Consider the following 18,022-nt stretch of genomic DNA (forward strand, 5'->3'; position numbering starts at 1 on the left):
CGACGCCGCAGGGCCCTCAGTCCCCGAAGTCGACGAACGTGCCGAACCGGACGTCGCGGGCGGGCGCCGACGACATCACCGCCTGCATGTCCAGGGCCTCCCGGGTGATCTCCTCGCGTGTGGCCGGGCCGAGCCCGCCCAGGGCCTGCACGGTGACGACCGCGGTGTCCGCGGTCTCTTCGAGGCGCCAGAGCGCGGCCAGGAATCCGTCGGCCAGGACGGTCCCGTAGGCCTGGTTGCCGACGCCGTTGCGCCCCTTGTACGCGGGCGGGATCACCCGGGTCCGGTCGGCGTGGCCGAGCAGGACGTTGTCGAACTCGGGGAGGAAGCGCGGCGGGGCCGGGGTCTCGGGGTCGGGGCGCGGGGCCTCGGGCAGGTCGAAGAGCTCGACGCCGTTCTCGTCGCGGAAGGTGACCAGCTGGGGCCGCAGGCGTTCGAACACCTCGCTCATCCGGGTGAGCCCGGCCCACATCTGCATGTCCTTCACGGAGGCCGGTCCGAAGGCGCCGAGGTAGCGCAGCACCGTCGCGTCGGGTGAGGCCGCGGGCCGCGGCGGGCTGTCCAGCCAGTGTTCGGCTGTCGTCAGGGAGACCTGCCCGCTGCGTCCCCACAGCCCGCGCGGGGTGACCTGGACCAGCGGCAGCCGACAGCGGGCGGCGACGGCGAGAGCCCGGGGGTCGGCGTCCGGCCAGTGGCGGAGCAGGTTCTCCCGCAGTTCCTTCATGGAGCGCGGCCGTTCCTCGACGAGCTCCCTGGCGAGGATGCCGAGGCGATCCAGGTCCACACCCGTCAGTCCGCTCCGGAACATGTTCAGCTCCCGGTCGCGGGCCGGCTGGACCAGGGGGCGCAGGGTGAGGGCGTCCTCGGCGGTATGGGTGTGGATGGTGGAGCGCAGGGTGACGATCCTGACCACCTGGCGGGACTCCATCAGCGCCGAGAGCGCGGCCGGGCGGAAGCCTTCCAGCCGGGAGTGGAGCTGGAAGTAGGGCGGCCTGGTGTTCTGGGCCTGCAGGCCCACCAGGCGGCTGACCGCCTCCTTGACCGGCACGGCGGTGCGGCGGAGCAGTAACTGGCGTGCCATCGTCGCCCTGTTGAGCGCGCGGGTGGAGAGTACGGGAGCGTGTCCGGTGGCCATGGTCCGCAGATTACGCGTGCCCTGTGACACCGGCCCGGACGAGCGACACTCGCACGCACCGCGGCACCGTTGCCAGGACGGCACCGGCCCTCATGATGGGGCGGTGATCAGTGTCCTGTTCGCCGTCCTGACCGCGCTCAGCAACGGCACGGCCTCGGTGCTGCAGCGTCGGGCCGCCATCGAGGTCCCCGCCAGCGAGGCGATGCGTCTGTCGCTGTTCGCGCATCTGCTGCGGCAGAAGGTGTGGCTCGCCGGGATCGGTCTCGTGATCGTCGCCGCGGTCTGCCAGGCGGTGGCGCTGGCCACGGGTCCCATCGCCGTGGTCCAGCCGATCTTCGTGATCGAGCTGCCCGCGGCCCTGGTCCTCGCCGGGTTCGTCATGCGGGCCGGAGTGCCGCGCCAGGTCTGGTCCGGGGTGGCCGCCGTGACGCTGGGTCTGGCCCTCGGGATGGCTGCCGCCGCACCGGTCGGCGGCAGTGAGCACGTGCAGGGGGCGGCCTGGATCCCGGCTCTCGTGGTGACCGGGGTCTTCGAGGCCGCGCTGATCGCCGCGGCGCTCGGCACCGCCGGCAACGCCCGGGCCGCGCTCCTGGGGCTGGCCGCGGCGTGCGGGTACGCGCTGACCGCCGCGCTGATGAAGGACGCCATGGCGCGGCTGGACAGCGACGGTGTGGCCGGCCTGCTGACGGCGTGGCAGCTGTACGCCACCGCGGTGGCCGGCGTGGGCGCGTTGTTCCTCCTCCAGAACGCGCTCCAGGCCGGCTCGCTGGTGGCGGTGCAGCCGATGCTGACGCTCGGGGACGCGCTGATCAGCATCGCCTACGGGGTGACCCTGTTCGGCGAGGAACTGCGGACCGGGTGGTGGCTGCTGCCGCAGCTGACCGGGGTGGCCCTGATCGCCGTGGGCTGTGTCGTCCTCGCCCGTTCCCCGTTGGCGACCGCGAAACCGGCGCCGTCACGCGTGCGTTGACGGGCGGGCGGCCGCGTGGAGCGCACCGGTTCAGGGGCGTCCCCGCGCCGGGACCTCCTCGCCGGGCGGCACCGGTCCGGGCGGGGTGCCGTCGCCGAACGGGCGGCCGCCCAGCTGCTCCCGGTGGTGCGGGGTCAGCCAGCCCGACAGGTCGGGGCCGAGCGGCACGATGCCGGTCGGGTTGATGCCGGTGTGCACCTGGTAGTAGTGCCGCTTGATGTGGTCGAAGTCGACGGTGTCCCCGAACCCCGGGGTCTGGTACAGGTCGCGGACGTACGCCCACAGGACGGGGTCCTCGGCGAGTTTCGAGCGGTTGCACTTGAAGTGCCCGTGGTAGACGGCGTCGAAGCGCACCAGGGTGGTGAACAGCCGGATGTCGGCCTCGGTGATCGTGTCCCCGACCAGGTAGCGCTGCCCGGCGAGGCGTTCGGAGACCAGGTCCAGGCGGCGGAACACATCGACGTACGCCGCCTCGTACTCGCCCTGTCCGGCGGCGAATCCCGCGCGGTAGACGCCGTTGTTGACGTCCCGGTAGATGCCGTCCATCACCGTGTCGATCTCGTCGCGCAGCCGCTCCGGGTAGAGGTCGGGGGCTCCGGGGCGGTGCAGGCCGGTCCATTCGGTGGCCAGGTCCAGCGTCATCTGCTGGTAGTCGTTGGTGACCAGGGCGCGGGTCGGTACGTCGACGATCGCGGGCACGCTGACCCCGCCCGGGTAGCCGCGCTCCCGTGCGTCGTAGGCCTCGCTCAGGTAGCCGATGCCGAGCACCGGGTCCTTGCCGCCCGCGTCGAGGGTGAAGCGCCAGCTTCGGTCGTCCTGGATGGGGTCGGTCACGGCCAGGGAGAGGGCACTCTCCAGCCCGAGCAGCCGGCGCGAGACCAGGGCCCGGCTCGCCCAGGGGCAGGCCCGGCTGACGACCAGGCGGTAGCGCCCGGCCTCGACGGGCCAGCCGTCCCGGCCGTCGGCGGTGACGCGGTCGGCGAAATGGCTGCGGGAACGCTTGAAGGGCTTGTGTCCGTACGAGGTGTTCCCACGCTGCTCCTGGTCCTCGGTGTCGCTCATCGTGTTCTCCTCGGGGCGTCGATGGCATCGGTCGAGTCGGACGTCTCGGAGCGCATCCTTCCCCGCCTGCCCGCCGAGACATCGGCCAGAGCCACGATCAGTGCCACGAGGACGAACGCGACCGAGACGAGGAGCCCGTGGTCGTAGGCCGCCGCCCAGTCGCCGTCGCCCAGCTGGGCGAAGAAGAGCGAGCCCACCGCGGCGATCCCGATGGACGAGCCGACGCGCTGGCTGGTCTGCAGGGTGCCGCCGGCGCTGCCCGCGTTGTCGACGGGCACCTCGGAGAGGGTGAGGGTCTGGTTGGGGGCGATGACGAGCCCGCTGCCCAGGCCGGCCAGCAGCAGCGGGGCGGCCATCGCCGGACCGGCGCCCCTGCCCGGCACCAGGTGGGCGGCCAGGGCCGTGAGCCCGAGTCCGACGGCCACCATGGTGAGTCCCACGACGATCAGGGGACGCCCGAAGCGGCCGACCAGCCTGCCGCCGATGCTCGCCGACGCGCCGGCGCCCAGGGCGAACGGGGTGATCGCGAGGCCGGCTTCCAGGGCGCTGTAGTGCAGCCCGGACTGCAGGTAGAGCGTGCTGATGAAGAAGATCGAGGTGAAGCCGGCGAAGTACAGCAGGATCATCAGACAGCCCAGCCAGAAGGACCGGAGCCGGAAGAGCGACAGGTTCAGCACCGGCTGGACGTTCCGTCGTGCGCAGCGGGACTCCCAGGCGACGAACGCCGTGAGCAGGACCGCGGCCACCACCACGAGCAGCCACTTCTCGCTGCCCGGCCACTGCTGGGCCTGGACGAAGGGCAGCAGCAGGGCGAGTACCCCCGCCCCGAGGAGCAGGACACCGACGGGGTCCAGGTCGCGCGGGCGTACCCGGGTCGCCGACGGCGTGTCGGGGAGCAGCCGCCGGGCCAGCAGGAGGCAGACGATCCCGATCGGCAGGTTGACGTAGAACACCCAGCGCCAGCCCTCCTCTGCTCCGGCCACCTGGATCAGGAGGCCGCCCAGGAGCGGGCCGACGGCGGTGGAGATGCCGACCACGGTGCCGAACATGCCGAAGGCGCGGCCTCGCTCACGTCCGGAGAACATCTGCTGGATCAGTGCGGAGATCTGGGGCGAGAGCAGCCCGCCCGCGGCGCCCTGGAGGAGCCGGGCGATGACGAGCCAGAGGCTGGACTGGGCGGCCCCGCAGGCGGCGGAGGCCAGGGTGAAGAGGGCCAGCCCTGCCATGAACACCGCACGCCGCCCCCGTGCGTCGCCGAGGCGTCCGCCGGGGATGAGGACGAGACCGAAGGCGAGCGCGTAGCCGGACAGCACCCACTGGAGGCCGGACTCCGGGGTGTCGAGGCCTTCCTTGATGGACGGCAGCGCCACATTGACGATGGAGACGTCCAGCAGTGTCATGAAGCCCGCCACCAGACAGACGGCGAGGGCACGCCAGCGGCGGGGGTCGTCGGGGCCGGTCCCGGAAGAGGCCGTGTCCCGGTTCCCCTCGCTCGCTGCCATGACCCGCACCCTAGGACGTGGTTCCCCGATCGACGCCCCGGGCGCGCCGTGCGGCCGGCCGACGGTCCTCTGTCGGCCGTCATCCGGCCTGTCCGGCTGCTTCGCGGGTACCCGTGGAGCATGACTGTCGCGAAAACGAGTGTCCTGGTCCTTGACTGTGCCGAGCACATGGAGCTCGCCGAGTTCTACGCGGCTCTGCTGAACGCGGAGACGCGCGTGGGGGACGATCCCGACTTCGTCGAGATCGTCGGCCGGAGCGGTGTGTGTCTGGCGATCCGCCGCGATCACGGCTACGCGCCACCCAGCTGGCCCCGCCCCGAGGACTCCCAACAGGCCCATCTGCGCATCCTGGTGGACCGGGGCGCCATGGACGAGGCCGAGCGCGAGGCGGTCGGGCTCGGCGCCCGGCCGGTGGAGGCCAAGGACAACAGCGGCCCTCGCGACGTCCGCGTCTACGCGGACCCGGCCGGGCACTCCTTCTCCCTGGCCGTGCACCCCGCCCGGGTGCCGTCCGCCGGACCGGCCTCGTAGGACCGGGTCCTCCGGGCCGGCGTCCCGGCCGGCGGCGGCATTCCGTAGGATCCGACCGTGACGACGGGGGCAGGGGCGCCAGGGGCAGCGATGCCGGGTACGGCGCCGACCGAGACGGAACGCCTGCTGCACGGGGCGGCGACGGCCGGCGACCGGGACGCGCTGCTGGACGCCCTGGCCGGGGCCAGGCTCTTCGCGCTCGTCGCCCGGCTCCACGCGGACACTCCCGGCTTCACTCCCCCGCTCCCCACGCAGCCGGATCCCGCGAATCGGGGCCGGACGTGTGTCGCGGTGCTGACCTCCGGCATGCTCCCTCCCTGGCACCCCGACTGGGTGTTCGAGGCGACCGGGCTCGAGGAGCTCGTACGCCGCTGGCCGGACGGGGTGCGGTGGCTGACGGTCAATCCGGGCACGCCGTACGCCGTCACCGTCGAGGCCGGGCCGGGGCGTCGCCGGGCGTGGCTGAAGGCCCACGCGCGGTCCGGCGGCCCGCAGGGCGGCAGGCTGCTGACCCACCGGACCGGCCCGCTGCACGGGCCGGTCGCACGCGGTCTGGCCGTCGGCGCCCATCTCGCCGTGCACAACGGCCTCGTCTGGAACGACCTGGGCGCCGCCTACGAGGGGTACGGGACGGATCGCGCCCGGCTCCGCAACCCCTGGGGCGTGCTGAACCGCGCCGCCTACCGGGAGACGCTCGAAGCACTGCTGGCCACCCGGCTCGTCGGCCGTACGTACGAGTCGGTGCTCCGGATCCGGCACACCCTCGCCGGACGACTGGGCCGCACCCCCACAACCCCGGAGTGGTCGGCCGCGCTCACCGACGCGCTGAGGCGCCGTCAGTCCACCCCGCCGGAGGCGGCCGAGGCCCATGAGGCGCTGCGGCTCGCCGTCACGTACGAGGACCGGTTCCGTGCGGACGGCGTCCTCGGCCCCGGTGAACGGGTCGACACCCTGGCCGCCTTCGACCACGGGCGGGCGGTCAACGTCGTGCGGCTGGCGCTGGGCGCCCGACTCTGCGACCCGCGCGAGGCGGAACAGGCCGTGCTGCGGATCGGCGCCCTGGCCGGGCAGGCATACGGCTCCTGGGCGGAGTTCTCCCTCGGTTACTCGCTGGCGCGCGTGATGCACTTCGACGAGGACGATCCGTCCGGGGTGAAGTACGGGCAGTCACTGGCCCAGCACCGCGTCCTGACGCACGACCCCAACAGCCCCTACCGGAACATCGCCTGGTCATGAATCCACTGCCTTCCCATCCCGGCCACCCCGCCCACGGCGCCCCCTGGGTGTCGCCGTCCGTGACGGAACACCTGCTGTACGAGGCGGGAGCACGCGGCGACGCGGAGGCCCAACTGCGCGTACTGGCCGGCGAGGAGCTCTACATCATCGCGCCGAAGGCCGAGGTGGACGCCGCTCCCGACATGGTCACGTGGCGCTCGCACCGCGACGAGGCCGGCCGGAGCTGCCGAGGCGTACTCACCCGGGGGATGCTGCCGCCGTGGCATCCGGAGTGGGTGTTCCACGCCGTCTCCCTCAAGTGGGTGGCGGAGTTCGACTGGCCGGACCCGTATCAACTGCTGTCCGTCAACACGGGCACTCCGGCCCAGATACTCTTCGCGGCCACGCCTCCGCACCGCGCCCTGTGGCTGCGCTACCACGCGGAGAACGACCGTGCCAGGAACGACCGGCTCATCGCGTTGCGGCACGGGGCGCTCCACGGCCCGCTGGCCTACGGACTGGCGTGCGGGGCGCATCTGGCGGTCGGTAACGGGGTGCCGTGGAACGAGGTGGGCACCGCCTACCACGAGTACTCCTGCGAGCGGGAGTTGCTGCGCGACTCCTGGGGAATCACGGAACCGACCGGCTGGCGCGAGCAGTTGGACGCCCTGCTGGACGCGCACAACAGTCCGCCCGAGCCCGATTTCGTACTCCGGGTGCGTGAACAGCTCGCGGCCGGGCTCGGCGAGCAGCCCTCCGCCGATCTGTGGCGCGAGACGGCCGCCGGGCACGCCCAGGACATCGGGGCGGGCCACGGCACGGTCAAGGACATCGAGGAGCTGGTGCGGCGCATCGTCAGGTACGAGGCCCGGTTCCGCGCCGACGGGCTGCTGGCGCCGGACGGCCGGGTCACCACCACGGTCGCCTACGACTACGGGCGCGCCGTGAACCTGGCGAGGTGGGGGCTCTCCGCCCGCTTCTGCGTCCCGCACGAGGCGGAGCAGGCCATCGTGTACGCCGGTGCGCTGAGCAAGTCGGCCTACCGCTCCTGGGAGGACTTCTCCGCGGGGTACGCGCTGGGCCGTGTGCTGCGGTTCGACGGAGAGGACTACGGCGACTACTACCTGAGCAATGTCACGGCGCACCGTCTGCTGACGGAGAGCGAAGGCAGCCCGTGGCGGAACCTTCCCTGGCGCTGAGCCCTGGCGCCGAGCCCTGGCGCTGCCGTGGGCCGGGCGAGAGGCGCCAACGGTCCGGCGGGAGCGGGGTAATGACGCCCGGAATTAACCTCCGGTCTCTTGCCACGACGGGTCTACGCGCATAGTTTTTGGCCCCTCACTACACATTTGGGGGCAGTTCCCGTGCACATAGCCAGACCCGGCTCCGCCCTGCTGGCCGCCGCCGTCGCCGTGACCCTGTCGGTGACCGCGCTGCCCGCCGCGTTCGCGGCACCGTCGTCGTCGGCCGTCATCTCCGAGGTGTACGGCGGCGGCGGCAACTCCGGCGCGACGCTCACCCGTGACTACGTCGAGCTGGCCAACGCCGGCCAGAGCTCCTTCGGCCTGTCCGGCTTCAGCGTCCAGTACCTGCCGGGCAGCCCCTCCGCCGGATCGCTGTGGCAGGTCTCCGCGCTGTCCGGCGCCGTCGCGCCGGGCGGCCGCTACCTCGTCGCGCAGGCCACGGGCACCGGCGGCACGGTGGCCCTGCCGGCCGCCGACGCGACCGGCACGGTCGCGATGTCCGCGGCGAGCGGCACCGTCGCGCTCGTCTCCGGCACCGCCCCGCTGACCTGCAGGACCGCGGCGGACTGCGCCGCCGACACCCGGATCGTCGACCTCGTCGGCTACGGCTCCGCGGTCGTGCGTGAGGGCGGCGGACCGGTGACGGGCGCCTCCGCCACCTCGTCCGTGGCACGCGGCACCTCCCTGGCGGACACCGACGACAACGCCATCGACCTGACGGCGGGCACCCCGACGCCCTTCAACGCGGCGGGCGAGACCGCAGGCGGCTCCGGGCCGGGCGAGCCCGGCGGACCGGCCGAGCCGGGCACGGTGCGGGTGCACGACATCCAGGGCACGACCCGTCTCTCCCCGCTCGCCGGGCAGCCGGTCACCGGAGTCCCGGGCGTCGTCACCGGTGTGCGGACCACGGGGTCACGCGGCTTCTGGATCCAGGACACGGCGCCGGACGACGACGCCCGCACGAGCGAGGGCGTGTTCGTCTACACCGGTTCCACGGCCCCCGCCGTCACCGTCGGAGACTCGGTGCTGGTCAGCGGCAAGGTGGCCGAGTACTACCCGGCCACCGGCACCCAGTCGCTCACGCAGATCACCACCCCGCTGACCACGGTGCTGTCCTCCGGCAACGCTCTGCCTGAGGCGGTCGCCCTCGACGCCTCCTCGGTACCGGACGCCTATGTGCCGACGGCCGGCGGGGGTTCGGTCGAGGCGCTCGCCCTCGAACCGGCGGCCTACGCCCTGGATCTGTACGAGTCTCTCGAGGGCACCCGCGTCACGATGGCCGACACCCGGGTGACGGGCGCGACGACCGCGTACGACGAGGTCTGGGTGACGGTGAAGCCGGAGGAGAACCCGACCCGGCGAGGCGGCACGCTGTACGCGTCCTACGAGGACCAGAACACCGGCCGCCTCAAGGTGATGTCGCTGGACGCCGCGCGGCCCGTCCCGGTCGCGGACGTGGGCGACGTGCTGTCCGGCTCCACCACGGGGGTCATCGACTACGCGTCGTACGGCGGATACAACGTGCAGGCCACCGAGCTGGGCACGTTGAAGGACAACGGCCTCGAGCGCGAGGTGACGCGGAAGCAGAAGCGCAAGGAGCTCGCCGTCGCCACGTACAACGTGGAGAACCTCGACGCGGCGGACGAGCAGACGAAGTTCGACACGCTCGCCCAGGGGGTGGCGGTCAGTCTCTCGTCCCCGGACATCGTGTCCCTGGAGGAGATCCAGGACGACAACGGTGCGGTGAACGACGGCACCGTGGGTTCCGAGGCGACACTGAAGCGCTTCACGGACGCGATCGTCGCTGCGGGCGGCCCCCGGTACACGTGGCGCTATGTGGCTCCTCAGGACGGCCGGGACGGCGGCGAGCCCGGGGGCAACATCCGTAACGTCTTCCTCTTCAACCCCGACCGGGTTGCCTTCGTGGACCGCCCGGGCGGCGACGCGACCACCTCCGTGCAGGCGGTGAAGACGAAGAAGGGTGCCACGCTCTCCGTCTCACCCGGCCGGATCAATCCCGCGAGCACAGCCTGGGACAACAGCCGCAAACCGCTGGTGGGCGAGTTCCGCTTCCGTGGCGAGAGCGTCTTCGTCATCGCCAACCACTTCGCGTCCAAGGGCGGCGACCAGTCCCTCCACGGCCGCTACCAGCAGCCGGTGCGCAGCTCGGAGACACAGCGCGTGCGGCAGGCGGCGGAGGTCAACACCTTCGTCACCTCGCTGCTGAAGGCGGACAGGTCGGCCCAGGTCGTCGCGCTCGGTGACCTGAACGACTTCGCGTTCTCCCCCACGATGACGGCGCTGACCGGCGGCAAGGTGCTCAAGCCGCTGATCACCACGCTGCCCGCGGACCAGCAGTACAGCTATGTCTACGACGGCAACTCGCAGACGCTGGACCACATCCTGACCAGCCCCGCCGTCCGCCGCTTCGACTACGACGTGGTGCACATCAACGCGGAGTTCGCCGACCAGGCGAGCGATCACGACCCGCAGATCGTGCGGATCGACGTGAAGGGCAAGGGCCCCCGGCACTGAAGCCCCCCGGGGGGCGGCCCCGGCCGGGCCGCCCCCGGACCCCGTCCGTTCGCCGGCCGTATCGCTGCCGTGCCCCGCATGACCGCCGAGGCCGCTCCCCCGCCGAACTCCCCGCACCCACCGGATCGAGGACACGGGCGACCTCGTCGGATACGCCTTCGCGGGTGCCGTTCCCGACCTCGTTCCCCCATAAGGAGGAGGGACGACCAGGCGTGCGATTCCGCCACGCCGCGTCGACGGATGACACGATGGACACGGACGTACGGTCATGGGGACCTGCCGGAGCACGAGGAGGAACTGTGGCGACAGAGCAGCACGGCGAGGCGGTACGGACGAGCCCGGCCAAGTGGGTGGCGGAGCAGGCCGAGTTGTACGAGTCCTCCGGCGGGACGAAGGGCACCACGCAGCTCGGCGTGCCCTGCCTGCTGCTGGACTACGTCGGTCGGCGCAGCGGGGCCGTCCGGCGGACCGTGCTGATGTACGGGCGGGACGGTGACGATTACCTGATCGTCGGATCGAACGGCGGCTCGGACTCCCACCCGCTCTGGTATCTGAACCTCCTGGACGGTCCCGAGGTGGACGTCCGGGTCGGCACCGAACGCTTCCCCGCCCTCGCCGAGACGCTCTCCCCCGAGGAGAAGGAGCGGGTGTGGCCACATCTGGTGGAGGTCTTCCCCCGGTACGCCGAGTACCGGGCGAAGACCAGCCGCGACATTCCGGTGATCCGGCTCCGGCGGCGCTGACCCGCACCGGTCCGGGGAGGGGCGGGGGCGCCGACAGGGCTCCCCCGGGGCGAGCCTTGAGCCGTGCGCGCGGGGCGGGGGGTGAGGTGCGACCGCCCGCCCACGAGGCGCTCCGGCTCCCTCAACTCCATTGAGGTGAAAGGGATTTGGGCACAGTGTGGTGTCATTGTCATGCCCTGAACAGGTGGATAGCCTGTGCTGGCTCAGCGGCCCTCGGCCCATCCTCACCGGTCCGGTGGCCTTCCTCTCCCTCACAGACCTGGAGCAGGTATGCCCCGACGCCCCGCCGGCCACACCCGAGGTCGCGCAGCCGTTCTGGCCTCTCTGACCGTCACCGCCCTCGTCGCCACCGGCCACCCGGCCGGCGCCGCGCCCGCCGCCACCGCGGACCCCATGAACCAGGCCTTCGAGCAGGCCGCCGAGGAGTTCGGCGTACCGCGTGACCTGCTCGCGGCCGTCGGCTACGGCGAGACCCGTCTGGACGGACACGCCGGGCGCCCCAGCCAGGACAACGGCTACGGCGTGATGCACCTCGTGAGCAACCCCGTCAACCACTCCCTGGAGAAGGCCGCCGCGCTGACGGGCGAGTCCACGACCGACCTGCGCAAGGACACCGAAGCCAACATCCTGGGCGGCGCCGCCGTGCTGCGGAGCCACGCCGACGCGCTGGGCATGGACAAGACCGAGCGGACGGACATCGACGCCTGGTACCCGGCCGTGGCCCGCTACAGCGGGGCCGAGGGCGCGATCGCCGCCCTCTACGCCGACACCGTCTACACCTTCCTCGCCCAGGGCCTGCGGGCCGACGTCGCCGGCGGCGAGCGGATCTCGGTCACCTCCCGTCCGGTGTCCCCCGACAAGGGCCCCCTCGCGAAGGCCGACGTCACCGTCCAGAGCCCGGACTACCCCCCGGCGCTCTGGGTGGCCGCCCATTCCGCCAACTTCGCGACGGGCCGCACGGCGGCGCTGGACAAGGTGGTCATCCACGTCACGCAGGGCTCGTACGCCGGAACCATCAGCTGGTTCCAGAACGCGACGTCACAGGTCAGCTCGCACTACGTGGTCCGCTCCTCGGACGGCCAGATCACCCAGATGGTGCGCGACGCGGACACCGCGTACCACGCCAAGAGCGCCAACGCCTCGTCGCTCGGCATCGAGCACGAGGGCTTCGTCGACAACCCGTCGTGGTTCACCGACACGATGTACCGCTCCTCGGCGGCACTGACGAGGTACCTGTGCGACCGGTACGGCATCCCCAAGGACCGGTCGCACATCGTCGGACACGTCGAGGTCCCCGGGAACGACCACACGGACCCGGGCGTCCACTGGAACTGGGCCTACTACATGCAGCTCGTCGGTGGCTCCGCCGGCGGGGGCGACGTGCTGACCTTCCCGTCGTACACGATCCAGAAGACGGGCTCGCAGGGTCCGCAGGTGACCGCGGTCCAGACGCTGCTCAACCAGCAGGGCTACGACGCGGGCACCGCTGACGGCATCTTCGGCTCGCTCACCGACAGCGCCGTACGGGCGTTCCAGAAAGCGCGCGGCCTCGACGCCGACGGCGCGGTCGGCCCGAAGACCTGGACCGCGCTGCTCTCCGCCGGCACCACGCCGCCGCTCGTCATGGGCGCCTCAGGTGACGTGGTCAAGCGGCTGCAGCGGGCACTGACCGCGGCGCTGGGCAGAACCGTGGCCGTCGACGGGTCCTTCGGCACCACCACGGACAAGGCCGTCCGCGACTACCAGAGCACCCGGAAACTGTCGGTCGACGGCAGTGTCGGCCCCGGCACCTGGAAGGCGCTGCAGTCCGGGCTCTGATCTCCGCCGCACCGGACCCCGGCGCCCAGCGCCCGCCCGCTGCGTACAGGTAGCCGCGCGAAGAGCCTGAAGGCGTTCCTGCGTCTGCTGCCGACGGCCGACGGACCGGCCTGACAGCCCACGCCGGCCACCGGGTCCCGTCCGCCACCCGTGCGCTCCGGAGCGCACCCGGAGGGCCCGGGTGCGCCTTCCCCCGTACGGCGTCCGCAGGCGAGTCCGGGCTCTGTCGGCACGCGGCCGACGGGACTCGGAGGGCGGTCGGACATGGCTCGTACGCAGTCGAAATGCGGGGCACTCACCCAGAAGGGCACGCGTTGCCGGCGGCTGGCGATGAAGGACGCGTCCCGGTGCGACCGGCTCCGGGGCGACTGGTCGAAGTACACCGTGGCGCGGCGCAAGGCACGCGAGAAGGCCGCCCGCCGCCGGTGAGGCCGCCCTCGCCGGCGCCCGCACGGAAGAGGTGGTTCCGCATCACCCACAGGGGCGCGGAACCACCTCGACCAGGCATTTCAGCGGGTGACTGTCAGAGAATCACTTCAGACCGAAGGCCTTGATGATCTCCTGGTCGACGGCCAGGCCGCCGGGGCCCTCGGCACGGGCCTTGAGCGAGACGGAGTCCGCGTGCTCCGGCGTCCTGAACGTCGCCGTCCACGCGCCGGACGTCCCCTCGCGCAGCTCCACCTTGCTCCAGGTGACGCCCTCGTCGTAGCTGACCGACAGCGAGGCCTTCGTCGCCTTCACGGCGCCGTCCAGCCATGCCTGGGTACCGGAGGCCAGACCGACCTCGACCTGCCGGCCGGCCTTGACGTCGCCCGCCAGGTCCGTGTCGACGTCGTAGTCGAGCTGGAGCAGCCGGATGTCGGCCTGCGGGGTGCCCTCGGGCAGAGCACCCGAGACGAAGTCCCACGTGGTGTGGGTGCGCGTCGAGGTCTTCCAGGTGGCCTCGTCCCGCACCGAGTCGATGACCAGGCGGTAGGGCAGCGCCTCGGCCGGCAGGTCCCAGGCGTAACCGGCCCGGCCCGCGCCCTTCTTGAGCAGGGTGTCGCCCTGGTGGAAGGCGTACGAGGTCGTGTCGTACTCGTCCGTGGGCATCGAGCCGGAGTGGCCCTCGCCCGAGTCGGTCCACGGGGTGATGTTGAACTGGACCTCGTTGTACGACGTTCGGAACGGGCCCCAGTAGCCGGTGCCGAGACGGGGGCCGGTCACCGGGGCGAACCAGTCGTCACGGTAGGTGCGGCCGGCCCTGTGATCGAGCTCGCCGCTGCGCACCTCGTGCGCGGGCTGGGAGGTCGCGGCATCGAGCACGGTGTGGTTCTCGTACCAGAAGGAGGCGCCGGGCAGCGGGGTGACCCACTCGGTGCGGGTGCCCGGGTACTTCTCGTACTCCTCGAAGCCGACGCCCGGTCCGTAGTCCGGGATGTCGTAGCGGTAACCGGCGCCGAGGGCGTCCTGGTGACCGTAGAAGGTGTTCTCCACCTTCGCCAGCTGCCGGACGGACGGGGCGCCTTGGAGTCCGTGCCGGTGGACAGGCTCAGGGTGACGTCCTCGGCCCCGGTGTTGCGGTAGGTGATCGTGCGCTCGGCGACCGGGTCGGAAGCGGCGTGCGGCCAGTCGTACGACGCGACCTCGACGGAGCCGGTGGCCTCGATCGTCGTGTCGATCGCCGCCTTCACGTCGAGGCGGCCGACGCCCTGCTCGTACGGCGTGCGGTCGGACAGCTCCTTGGAGGAGCTCATCAGCGCGTCCTTGATGCGCGCGCCGGACCACTCGGGGTGACGCTGCTTCAGGACGGCCGCGGCACCGGCGACGTGCGGGGTGGCCATCGACGTACCGTCCAGCGACTGGTACATGCCCTCGATGCCGGGTACGGACTGGGAGGCGGCGGCGTTGATACCGACACCGGGGGCGGACAGGTCGGGCTTCAGGCCGTGGGACCGCACGAGCGGGCCCATGGAGGAGAAGTCCGCCCGGTTGTCGCTCTTGTCGACGGCGGCGACGGTGAGCGCGCTCGCGGCGGAGCCGGGTGACCCGATGGTGCCCGCGCCGTAGGAGTTGCCCGCGGCGATCACGAACAGCGGGCCGCCGTCGGCGGAGAGCGCGTCGACGGCCTGTGCCATCGGGTCGGTGCCGTCGTCCGGGATGCTGGATCCGAGGCTCATGGAGACGACGTCGGCGCCTTCGGCCTTCGCCCACTCCATGGCGTCGATGATGCCGGAGTCGGCGCCGGACCCCTCGTCGCTGAGGACCTTGCCGACGATCAGGTCGGCGGCGGGGGCGACGCCCTTGTTGGCGCCGTCCGACGCCGCTCCCGAGCCCGCGAGGTCGCTATGAGCAGAGCCCTACGTCCCACACGAGCGGGTCTCGCCCGGCCGGAAACGGAGGAGAGGGAAAGTGTCATGCAGCTGATCTACCGGTAAATCCGGCGCCACGGGCGGCTTCACCCCTGGCGTGAATCCGCCGTGGCGGCAATCCGCCCGTCGTGGAACCGGCCGTCGAGGGGCGGCTTCAGGCGACCGGGACCAGCGCCGCGCCGCTCTCGTGGTGGATCGGGGTATGGGCGCCCTTCAGCGGCAGACCGCTGCCGCCGCGCCGGTCCGCGACGATCTCGGCCGCGATCGAGAGCGCGGTCTCCTCCGGCGTACGGGCTCCCAGGTCGAGGCCGATCGGTGAGTGCAGCGCGGCCAGCTGACGGTCGGTGACCCCGGCCTCGCGCAGCCGCTCGTTGCGCTCCAGATGCGTACGGCGCGAGCCCATCGCGCCGACGTAGGCGACGGGCAGCCGCAGGGCCAGTTCCAGAAGGGGAACGTCGAACCTGGCGTCGTGGGTGAGTACGCAGAGCACCGTGCGCGCGTCCACATCGGTGGTGGCGAGATAGCGGTGCGGCCAGTCCACGACGATCTCGTCGGCGTCCGGGAAGCGGGCCGCCGTGGCGAAGACGGGGCGGGCGTCGCAGACGGTGACGCGGTAGCCGAGGAAGCGGCCGGCCCGCACCAGGGCGGCGGCGAAGTCGATGGCCCCGAAGACGATCATCCGGGGCGGCGGGACGCTCGATTCGACGAACAGGGTGAGAGGGCTGCCGCAGCGGGAGCCCTCGGCGCCGATGACGACCTCTCCGGTGCGGCCCGCGTCGAGCATCGCGCGGGCCTCGGCGGCGGCCGTACGGTCCAGCTCGGGATGTCCGCCGAGCCCGCCCGCGTACGTTCCGTCCGCGTGGACGAGCAGGGGCCTGCCGAGCAGGCGCTCCGAGCCCTGCGTGACCCGGGCGACGGCCGCCGCCCGGCCTTCCGAGGCGGCGGCGAACGCGGCGGCGAACACCGGGCGCGCGGGGTCGTCCGCGCGCACCGGGGTCACCAGGACGTCGATGACGCCGCCGCAGGTCAGGCCGACCGCGAAGGCGTCGTCGTCGCTGTAGCCGAAGCTCTCGCGCACGGTGGTGCCGTCCTCGATCGCCTGTCGGCACAACGCGTACACCGCCCCCTCCACACATCCGCCGGAGACCGAGCCGACGGCCGTGCCCTCGCTGTCGACGGCGAGCGCGGCGCCCGGCTCCCGGGGCGCGCTGCCACCGACGGCGACCACGGTGGCCACGGCGAACGCGCGTCCCTGTCCGACCCACCGGTGGAGTTCCTCGGAGATGTCCAGCATGGTGTGTCTCCTTCCGGGCAGAGGTGCGAGAGGGCGTGCGGGGTCAGCTGACGCCCAGCCAGCTCTCGATCGGGTGCAGGGCGAAGTGGACGAGGAAGACCAGCGTCAGGACCCACATGAAGGCGCCGACCTCTCGGGCCCTGCCCTGGGCGAGCTTGATGGCCGCGTACGAGATGACGCCCGCGGCGACACCGGTGGTGATGGTGTACGTGAACGGCATCAGGACCACGGTGAGGAAGACCGGCACGGCGACCGAGCGGTCACCCCAGTCCACGTGCCGCGCGTTCTGCATCATCATGGCGCCGATGACGACCAGGGCGGCCGAGGCCACCTCGGCCGGCACGATCGCCGTGAGTGGGGTGAAGAACAGGCAGGCGGCGAAGAAGAGCCCGGTGACGACGGAGGCGAGCCCGGTGCGGGCACCCTCGCCGACGCCGGTCGCCGATTCGACGAACACCGTCTGGCCGGATCCCCCGGCCACACCGCCGATCGCACCGCCCGCGCCGTCGATGAACAGCGCTTTCGACAGACCGGGCATCCGGCCCCTGTCGTCCGCGAGCCTCGCCTCCGTGCCGACGCCGATGATGGTGGCCATCGCGTCGAAGAAGCCGGCCAGCACGAGCGTGAAGACGATCATGCCGACCGTCATCACGCCGACGTCGTCCCAGCCGCCGAACTCGACGTTCCCGAAGAGCGAGAAGTCCGGTGAGGAGACCGCGCCGCCGCTCAGCTCGGGCGGGCCGCTGCTCCACGCCTTGGGGTCGATGCCGGCGACGGCGTTGACGACGATCGCGGTGAGGGTGCCGACGACGATGCCGATCAGGATCGCACCGGGGACGTTGCGTGCCTGCAGCATGAAGATCAGCAGCAGGGTCACCGCGAAGATCAGGACGGGCCATCCGGCGAGCTCACCCGCCGGGCCGAGGGAGAGCGGTGTCGCCTCCCCCTGGTGGACGAAGCCGGCCTTGAACAGGCCGATGAGGGCGATGAAGAGGCCGATACCGATGGTGATGCCGTGTTTCAGCGCGAGCGGGATGGCGTTCATGATCATCTCTCGGAGGCCGGTGACGACCAGCAGGCAGATCACCAGCCCGTAGATCACGCACATGCCCATGGCCTGCGGCCAGGTCATGGCCGGCGCGACCTGTGAGGCGAGCACGCCGGAGACGCTCAGCCCCGCCGCGAGCGCGAGGGGGACCTTGCCGATGAATCCCATCAGCAGGGTGGTGGCCGCCGCCGCGAGGGCGGTGGCGGTGATCAGGGCCGGCCGGCCGAGCAGTTGGCCGTCGACGTCCTCGCCGCCGAGGATGAGCGGGTTGAGCAGGAGGATGTAGGCCATGGCCATGAAGGTCGTGACGCCGCCGCGCACTTCGCGTGCGACGGTCGATCCCCGTTCGGATATGTGGAAGTACCGGTCGAGCCAGGACCGTCCGGCGGGGACGCGCGAGCCGGAGCCCGCGTCCTCCGCACCGCTCCTGGGTTCCACGGACTGCTGGGTCATGTTGCCTGACTCCCAAGGTTCACAGGGACACCCGCGTGGAGCTCGCGTGACTGCGGGATTCGGGATGACTGCGAGGCGCACGACCCGGGGGACGGCCCGAGACGAACTCTTCGTGCAGAGCGGA

Annotated in this window: 13 protein-coding genes and 1 pseudogene; 8 read left to right on the forward strand and 6 right to left on the reverse strand. The window is 72.0% G+C overall.

The window, feature by feature from the left end:
• Nucleotides 1-16: 16 nt before the first annotated feature.
• Nucleotides 17-1,135, reverse strand: coding sequence for a winged helix DNA-binding domain-containing protein (locus ACFYQ5_RS11000; protein ID WP_389196250.1), 1,119 nt, complete (start codon nucleotides 1,133-1,135; stop codon nucleotides 17-19).
• 103 nt (nucleotides 1,136-1,238) lie between these two features.
• Here ACFYQ5_RS11000 and ACFYQ5_RS11005 point away from each other — a divergent pair, with 103 nt between their 5' ends.
• A complete protein-coding gene (locus tag ACFYQ5_RS11005) occupies nucleotides 1,239-2,105 on the forward strand; it encodes a DMT family transporter (RefSeq protein ID WP_389196252.1) in 867 nt (288 codons plus the stop codon).
• Nucleotides 2,106-2,135: 30 nt separating this feature from the next.
• Here ACFYQ5_RS11005 and ACFYQ5_RS11010 read toward each other — a convergent pair whose 3' ends face one another.
• Both ACFYQ5_RS11010 and ACFYQ5_RS11015 read right to left on the reverse strand, forming a co-directional pair.
• Nucleotides 2,136-3,167: a glutathione S-transferase family protein gene (locus tag ACFYQ5_RS11010; RefSeq protein ID WP_389196254.1), complete on the reverse strand. Its 1,032-nt coding sequence runs from the start codon at nucleotides 3,165-3,167 to the stop codon at nucleotides 2,136-2,138.
• Nucleotides 3,164-4,669: an MFS transporter gene (locus ACFYQ5_RS11015; RefSeq protein WP_389196256.1), complete on the reverse strand. Its 1,506-nt coding sequence runs from the start codon at nucleotides 4,667-4,669 to the stop codon at nucleotides 3,164-3,166. Before ACFYQ5_RS11015 ends, ACFYQ5_RS11010 begins: the two co-directional genes overlap by 4 nt.
• Nucleotides 4,670-4,789: 120 nt before the next feature.
• Between ACFYQ5_RS11015 and ACFYQ5_RS11020 the strand changes: the two genes are divergently transcribed.
• From ACFYQ5_RS11020 to ACFYQ5_RS11050, 7 genes are all read left to right on the forward strand, one after another.
• The gene (locus ACFYQ5_RS11020; RefSeq protein WP_389196258.1) at nucleotides 4,790-5,200 is read left to right on the forward strand and encodes a VOC family protein; all 411 of its coding nucleotides are present in this window, start codon (nucleotides 4,790-4,792) and stop codon (nucleotides 5,198-5,200) included.
• Between the two features lie 57 nt (nucleotides 5,201-5,257).
• Nucleotides 5,258-6,436 carry a DUF1266 domain-containing protein gene (locus ACFYQ5_RS11025; protein ID WP_389196260.1) on the forward strand — a complete coding sequence of 393 codons (1,179 nt, stop codon included), beginning with the start codon at nucleotides 5,258-5,260 and terminating at the stop codon, nucleotides 6,434-6,436.
• Nucleotides 6,433-7,614, forward strand: a complete 1,182-nt coding sequence (locus ACFYQ5_RS11030; protein ID WP_389196262.1) for a DUF1266 domain-containing protein — start codon at nucleotides 6,433-6,435, stop codon at nucleotides 7,612-7,614. The genes ACFYQ5_RS11025 and ACFYQ5_RS11030 overlap by 4 nt, the downstream gene beginning before the upstream one ends.
• 162 nt (nucleotides 7,615-7,776) lie before the next feature.
• Nucleotides 7,777-10,191 carry an endonuclease/exonuclease/phosphatase family protein gene (locus ACFYQ5_RS11035; RefSeq protein WP_389196264.1) on the forward strand — a complete coding sequence of 805 codons (2,415 nt, stop codon included), beginning with the start codon at nucleotides 7,777-7,779 and terminating at the stop codon, nucleotides 10,189-10,191.
• Nucleotides 10,192-10,490: 299 nt separating this feature from the next.
• On the forward strand, nucleotides 10,491-10,934 hold the full coding sequence (locus ACFYQ5_RS11040; RefSeq protein ID WP_389196266.1) for a nitroreductase family deazaflavin-dependent oxidoreductase: 444 nt from the start codon (nucleotides 10,491-10,493) through the stop codon (nucleotides 10,932-10,934).
• Nucleotides 10,935-11,204: 270 nt separating this feature from the next.
• A complete protein-coding gene (locus ACFYQ5_RS11045) occupies nucleotides 11,205-12,752 on the forward strand; it encodes a peptidoglycan-binding protein (RefSeq protein ID WP_389196268.1) in 1,548 nt (515 codons plus the stop codon).
• Nucleotides 12,753-13,016: 264 nt separating this feature from the next.
• Complete coding sequence (locus ACFYQ5_RS11050; RefSeq protein ID WP_389196270.1) at nucleotides 13,017-13,181, forward strand: hypothetical protein; 165 nt, start codon at nucleotides 13,017-13,019, stop codon at nucleotides 13,179-13,181.
• Between the two features lie 102 nt (nucleotides 13,182-13,283).
• On the opposite strand, the pseudogene ACFYQ5_RS11055 reads toward ACFYQ5_RS11050, so the two are convergent.
• The 3 genes and pseudogenes from ACFYQ5_RS11055 to ACFYQ5_RS11065 form a co-directional block, all read right to left on the reverse strand.
• Nucleotides 13,284-15,079 (reverse strand): annotated as a pseudogene (locus tag ACFYQ5_RS11055) (S8 family serine peptidase); the annotation flags it as partial.
• Nucleotides 15,080-15,257: 178 nt separating this feature from the next.
• Nucleotides 15,258-16,397, reverse strand: a complete 1,140-nt coding sequence (locus ACFYQ5_RS11060) for an XdhC family protein (RefSeq protein ID WP_389196272.1) — start codon at nucleotides 16,395-16,397, stop codon at nucleotides 15,258-15,260.
• A 43-nt stretch (nucleotides 16,398-16,440) separates the two neighbouring features.
• Nucleotides 16,441-17,898 carry an NCS2 family permease gene (locus ACFYQ5_RS11065; RefSeq protein WP_389196274.1) on the reverse strand — a complete coding sequence of 486 codons (1,458 nt, stop codon included), beginning with the start codon at nucleotides 17,896-17,898 and terminating at the stop codon, nucleotides 16,441-16,443.
• Nucleotides 17,899-18,022 lie beyond the last annotated feature (124 nt).

It is taken from the genome of Streptomyces sp. NPDC005794, assembly GCF_042871445.1.
GTDB lineage: Bacteria > Actinomycetota > Actinomycetes > Streptomycetales > Streptomycetaceae > Streptomyces.

Excerpts from the sequence above, each read along its gene's own strand:
- ACFYQ5_RS11010 (WP_389196254.1), bottom strand. The coding sequence starts at position 3,167 with ATGAGCGACACCGAGGACCAGGAGCAGCGTGGGAACACCTCGTACGGA.
- ACFYQ5_RS11045 (WP_389196268.1), top strand. The coding sequence starts at position 11,205 with ATGCCCCGACGCCCCGCCGGCCACACCCGAGGTCGCGCAGCCGTTCTG.
- ACFYQ5_RS11020 (WP_389196258.1), top strand. The coding sequence starts at position 4,790 with ATGACTGTCGCGAAAACGAGTGTCCTGGTCCTTGACTGTGCCGAGCAC.
- ACFYQ5_RS11030 (WP_389196262.1), top strand. The coding sequence starts at position 6,433 with ATGAATCCACTGCCTTCCCATCCCGGCCACCCCGCCCACGGCGCCCCC.
- ACFYQ5_RS11050 (WP_389196270.1), top strand. The coding sequence starts at position 13,017 with ATGGCTCGTACGCAGTCGAAATGCGGGGCACTCACCCAGAAGGGCACG.
- ACFYQ5_RS11060 (WP_389196272.1), bottom strand. The coding sequence starts at position 16,397 with ATGCTGGACATCTCCGAGGAACTCCACCGGTGGGTCGGACAGGGACGC.
- ACFYQ5_RS11000 (WP_389196250.1), bottom strand. The coding sequence starts at position 1,135 with ATGGCCACCGGACACGCTCCCGTACTCTCCACCCGCGCGCTCAACAGG.
- ACFYQ5_RS11015 (WP_389196256.1), bottom strand. The coding sequence starts at position 4,669 with ATGGCAGCGAGCGAGGGGAACCGGGACACGGCCTCTTCCGGGACCGGC.
- ACFYQ5_RS11065 (WP_389196274.1), bottom strand. The coding sequence starts at position 17,898 with ATGACCCAGCAGTCCGTGGAACCCAGGAGCGGTGCGGAGGACGCGGGC.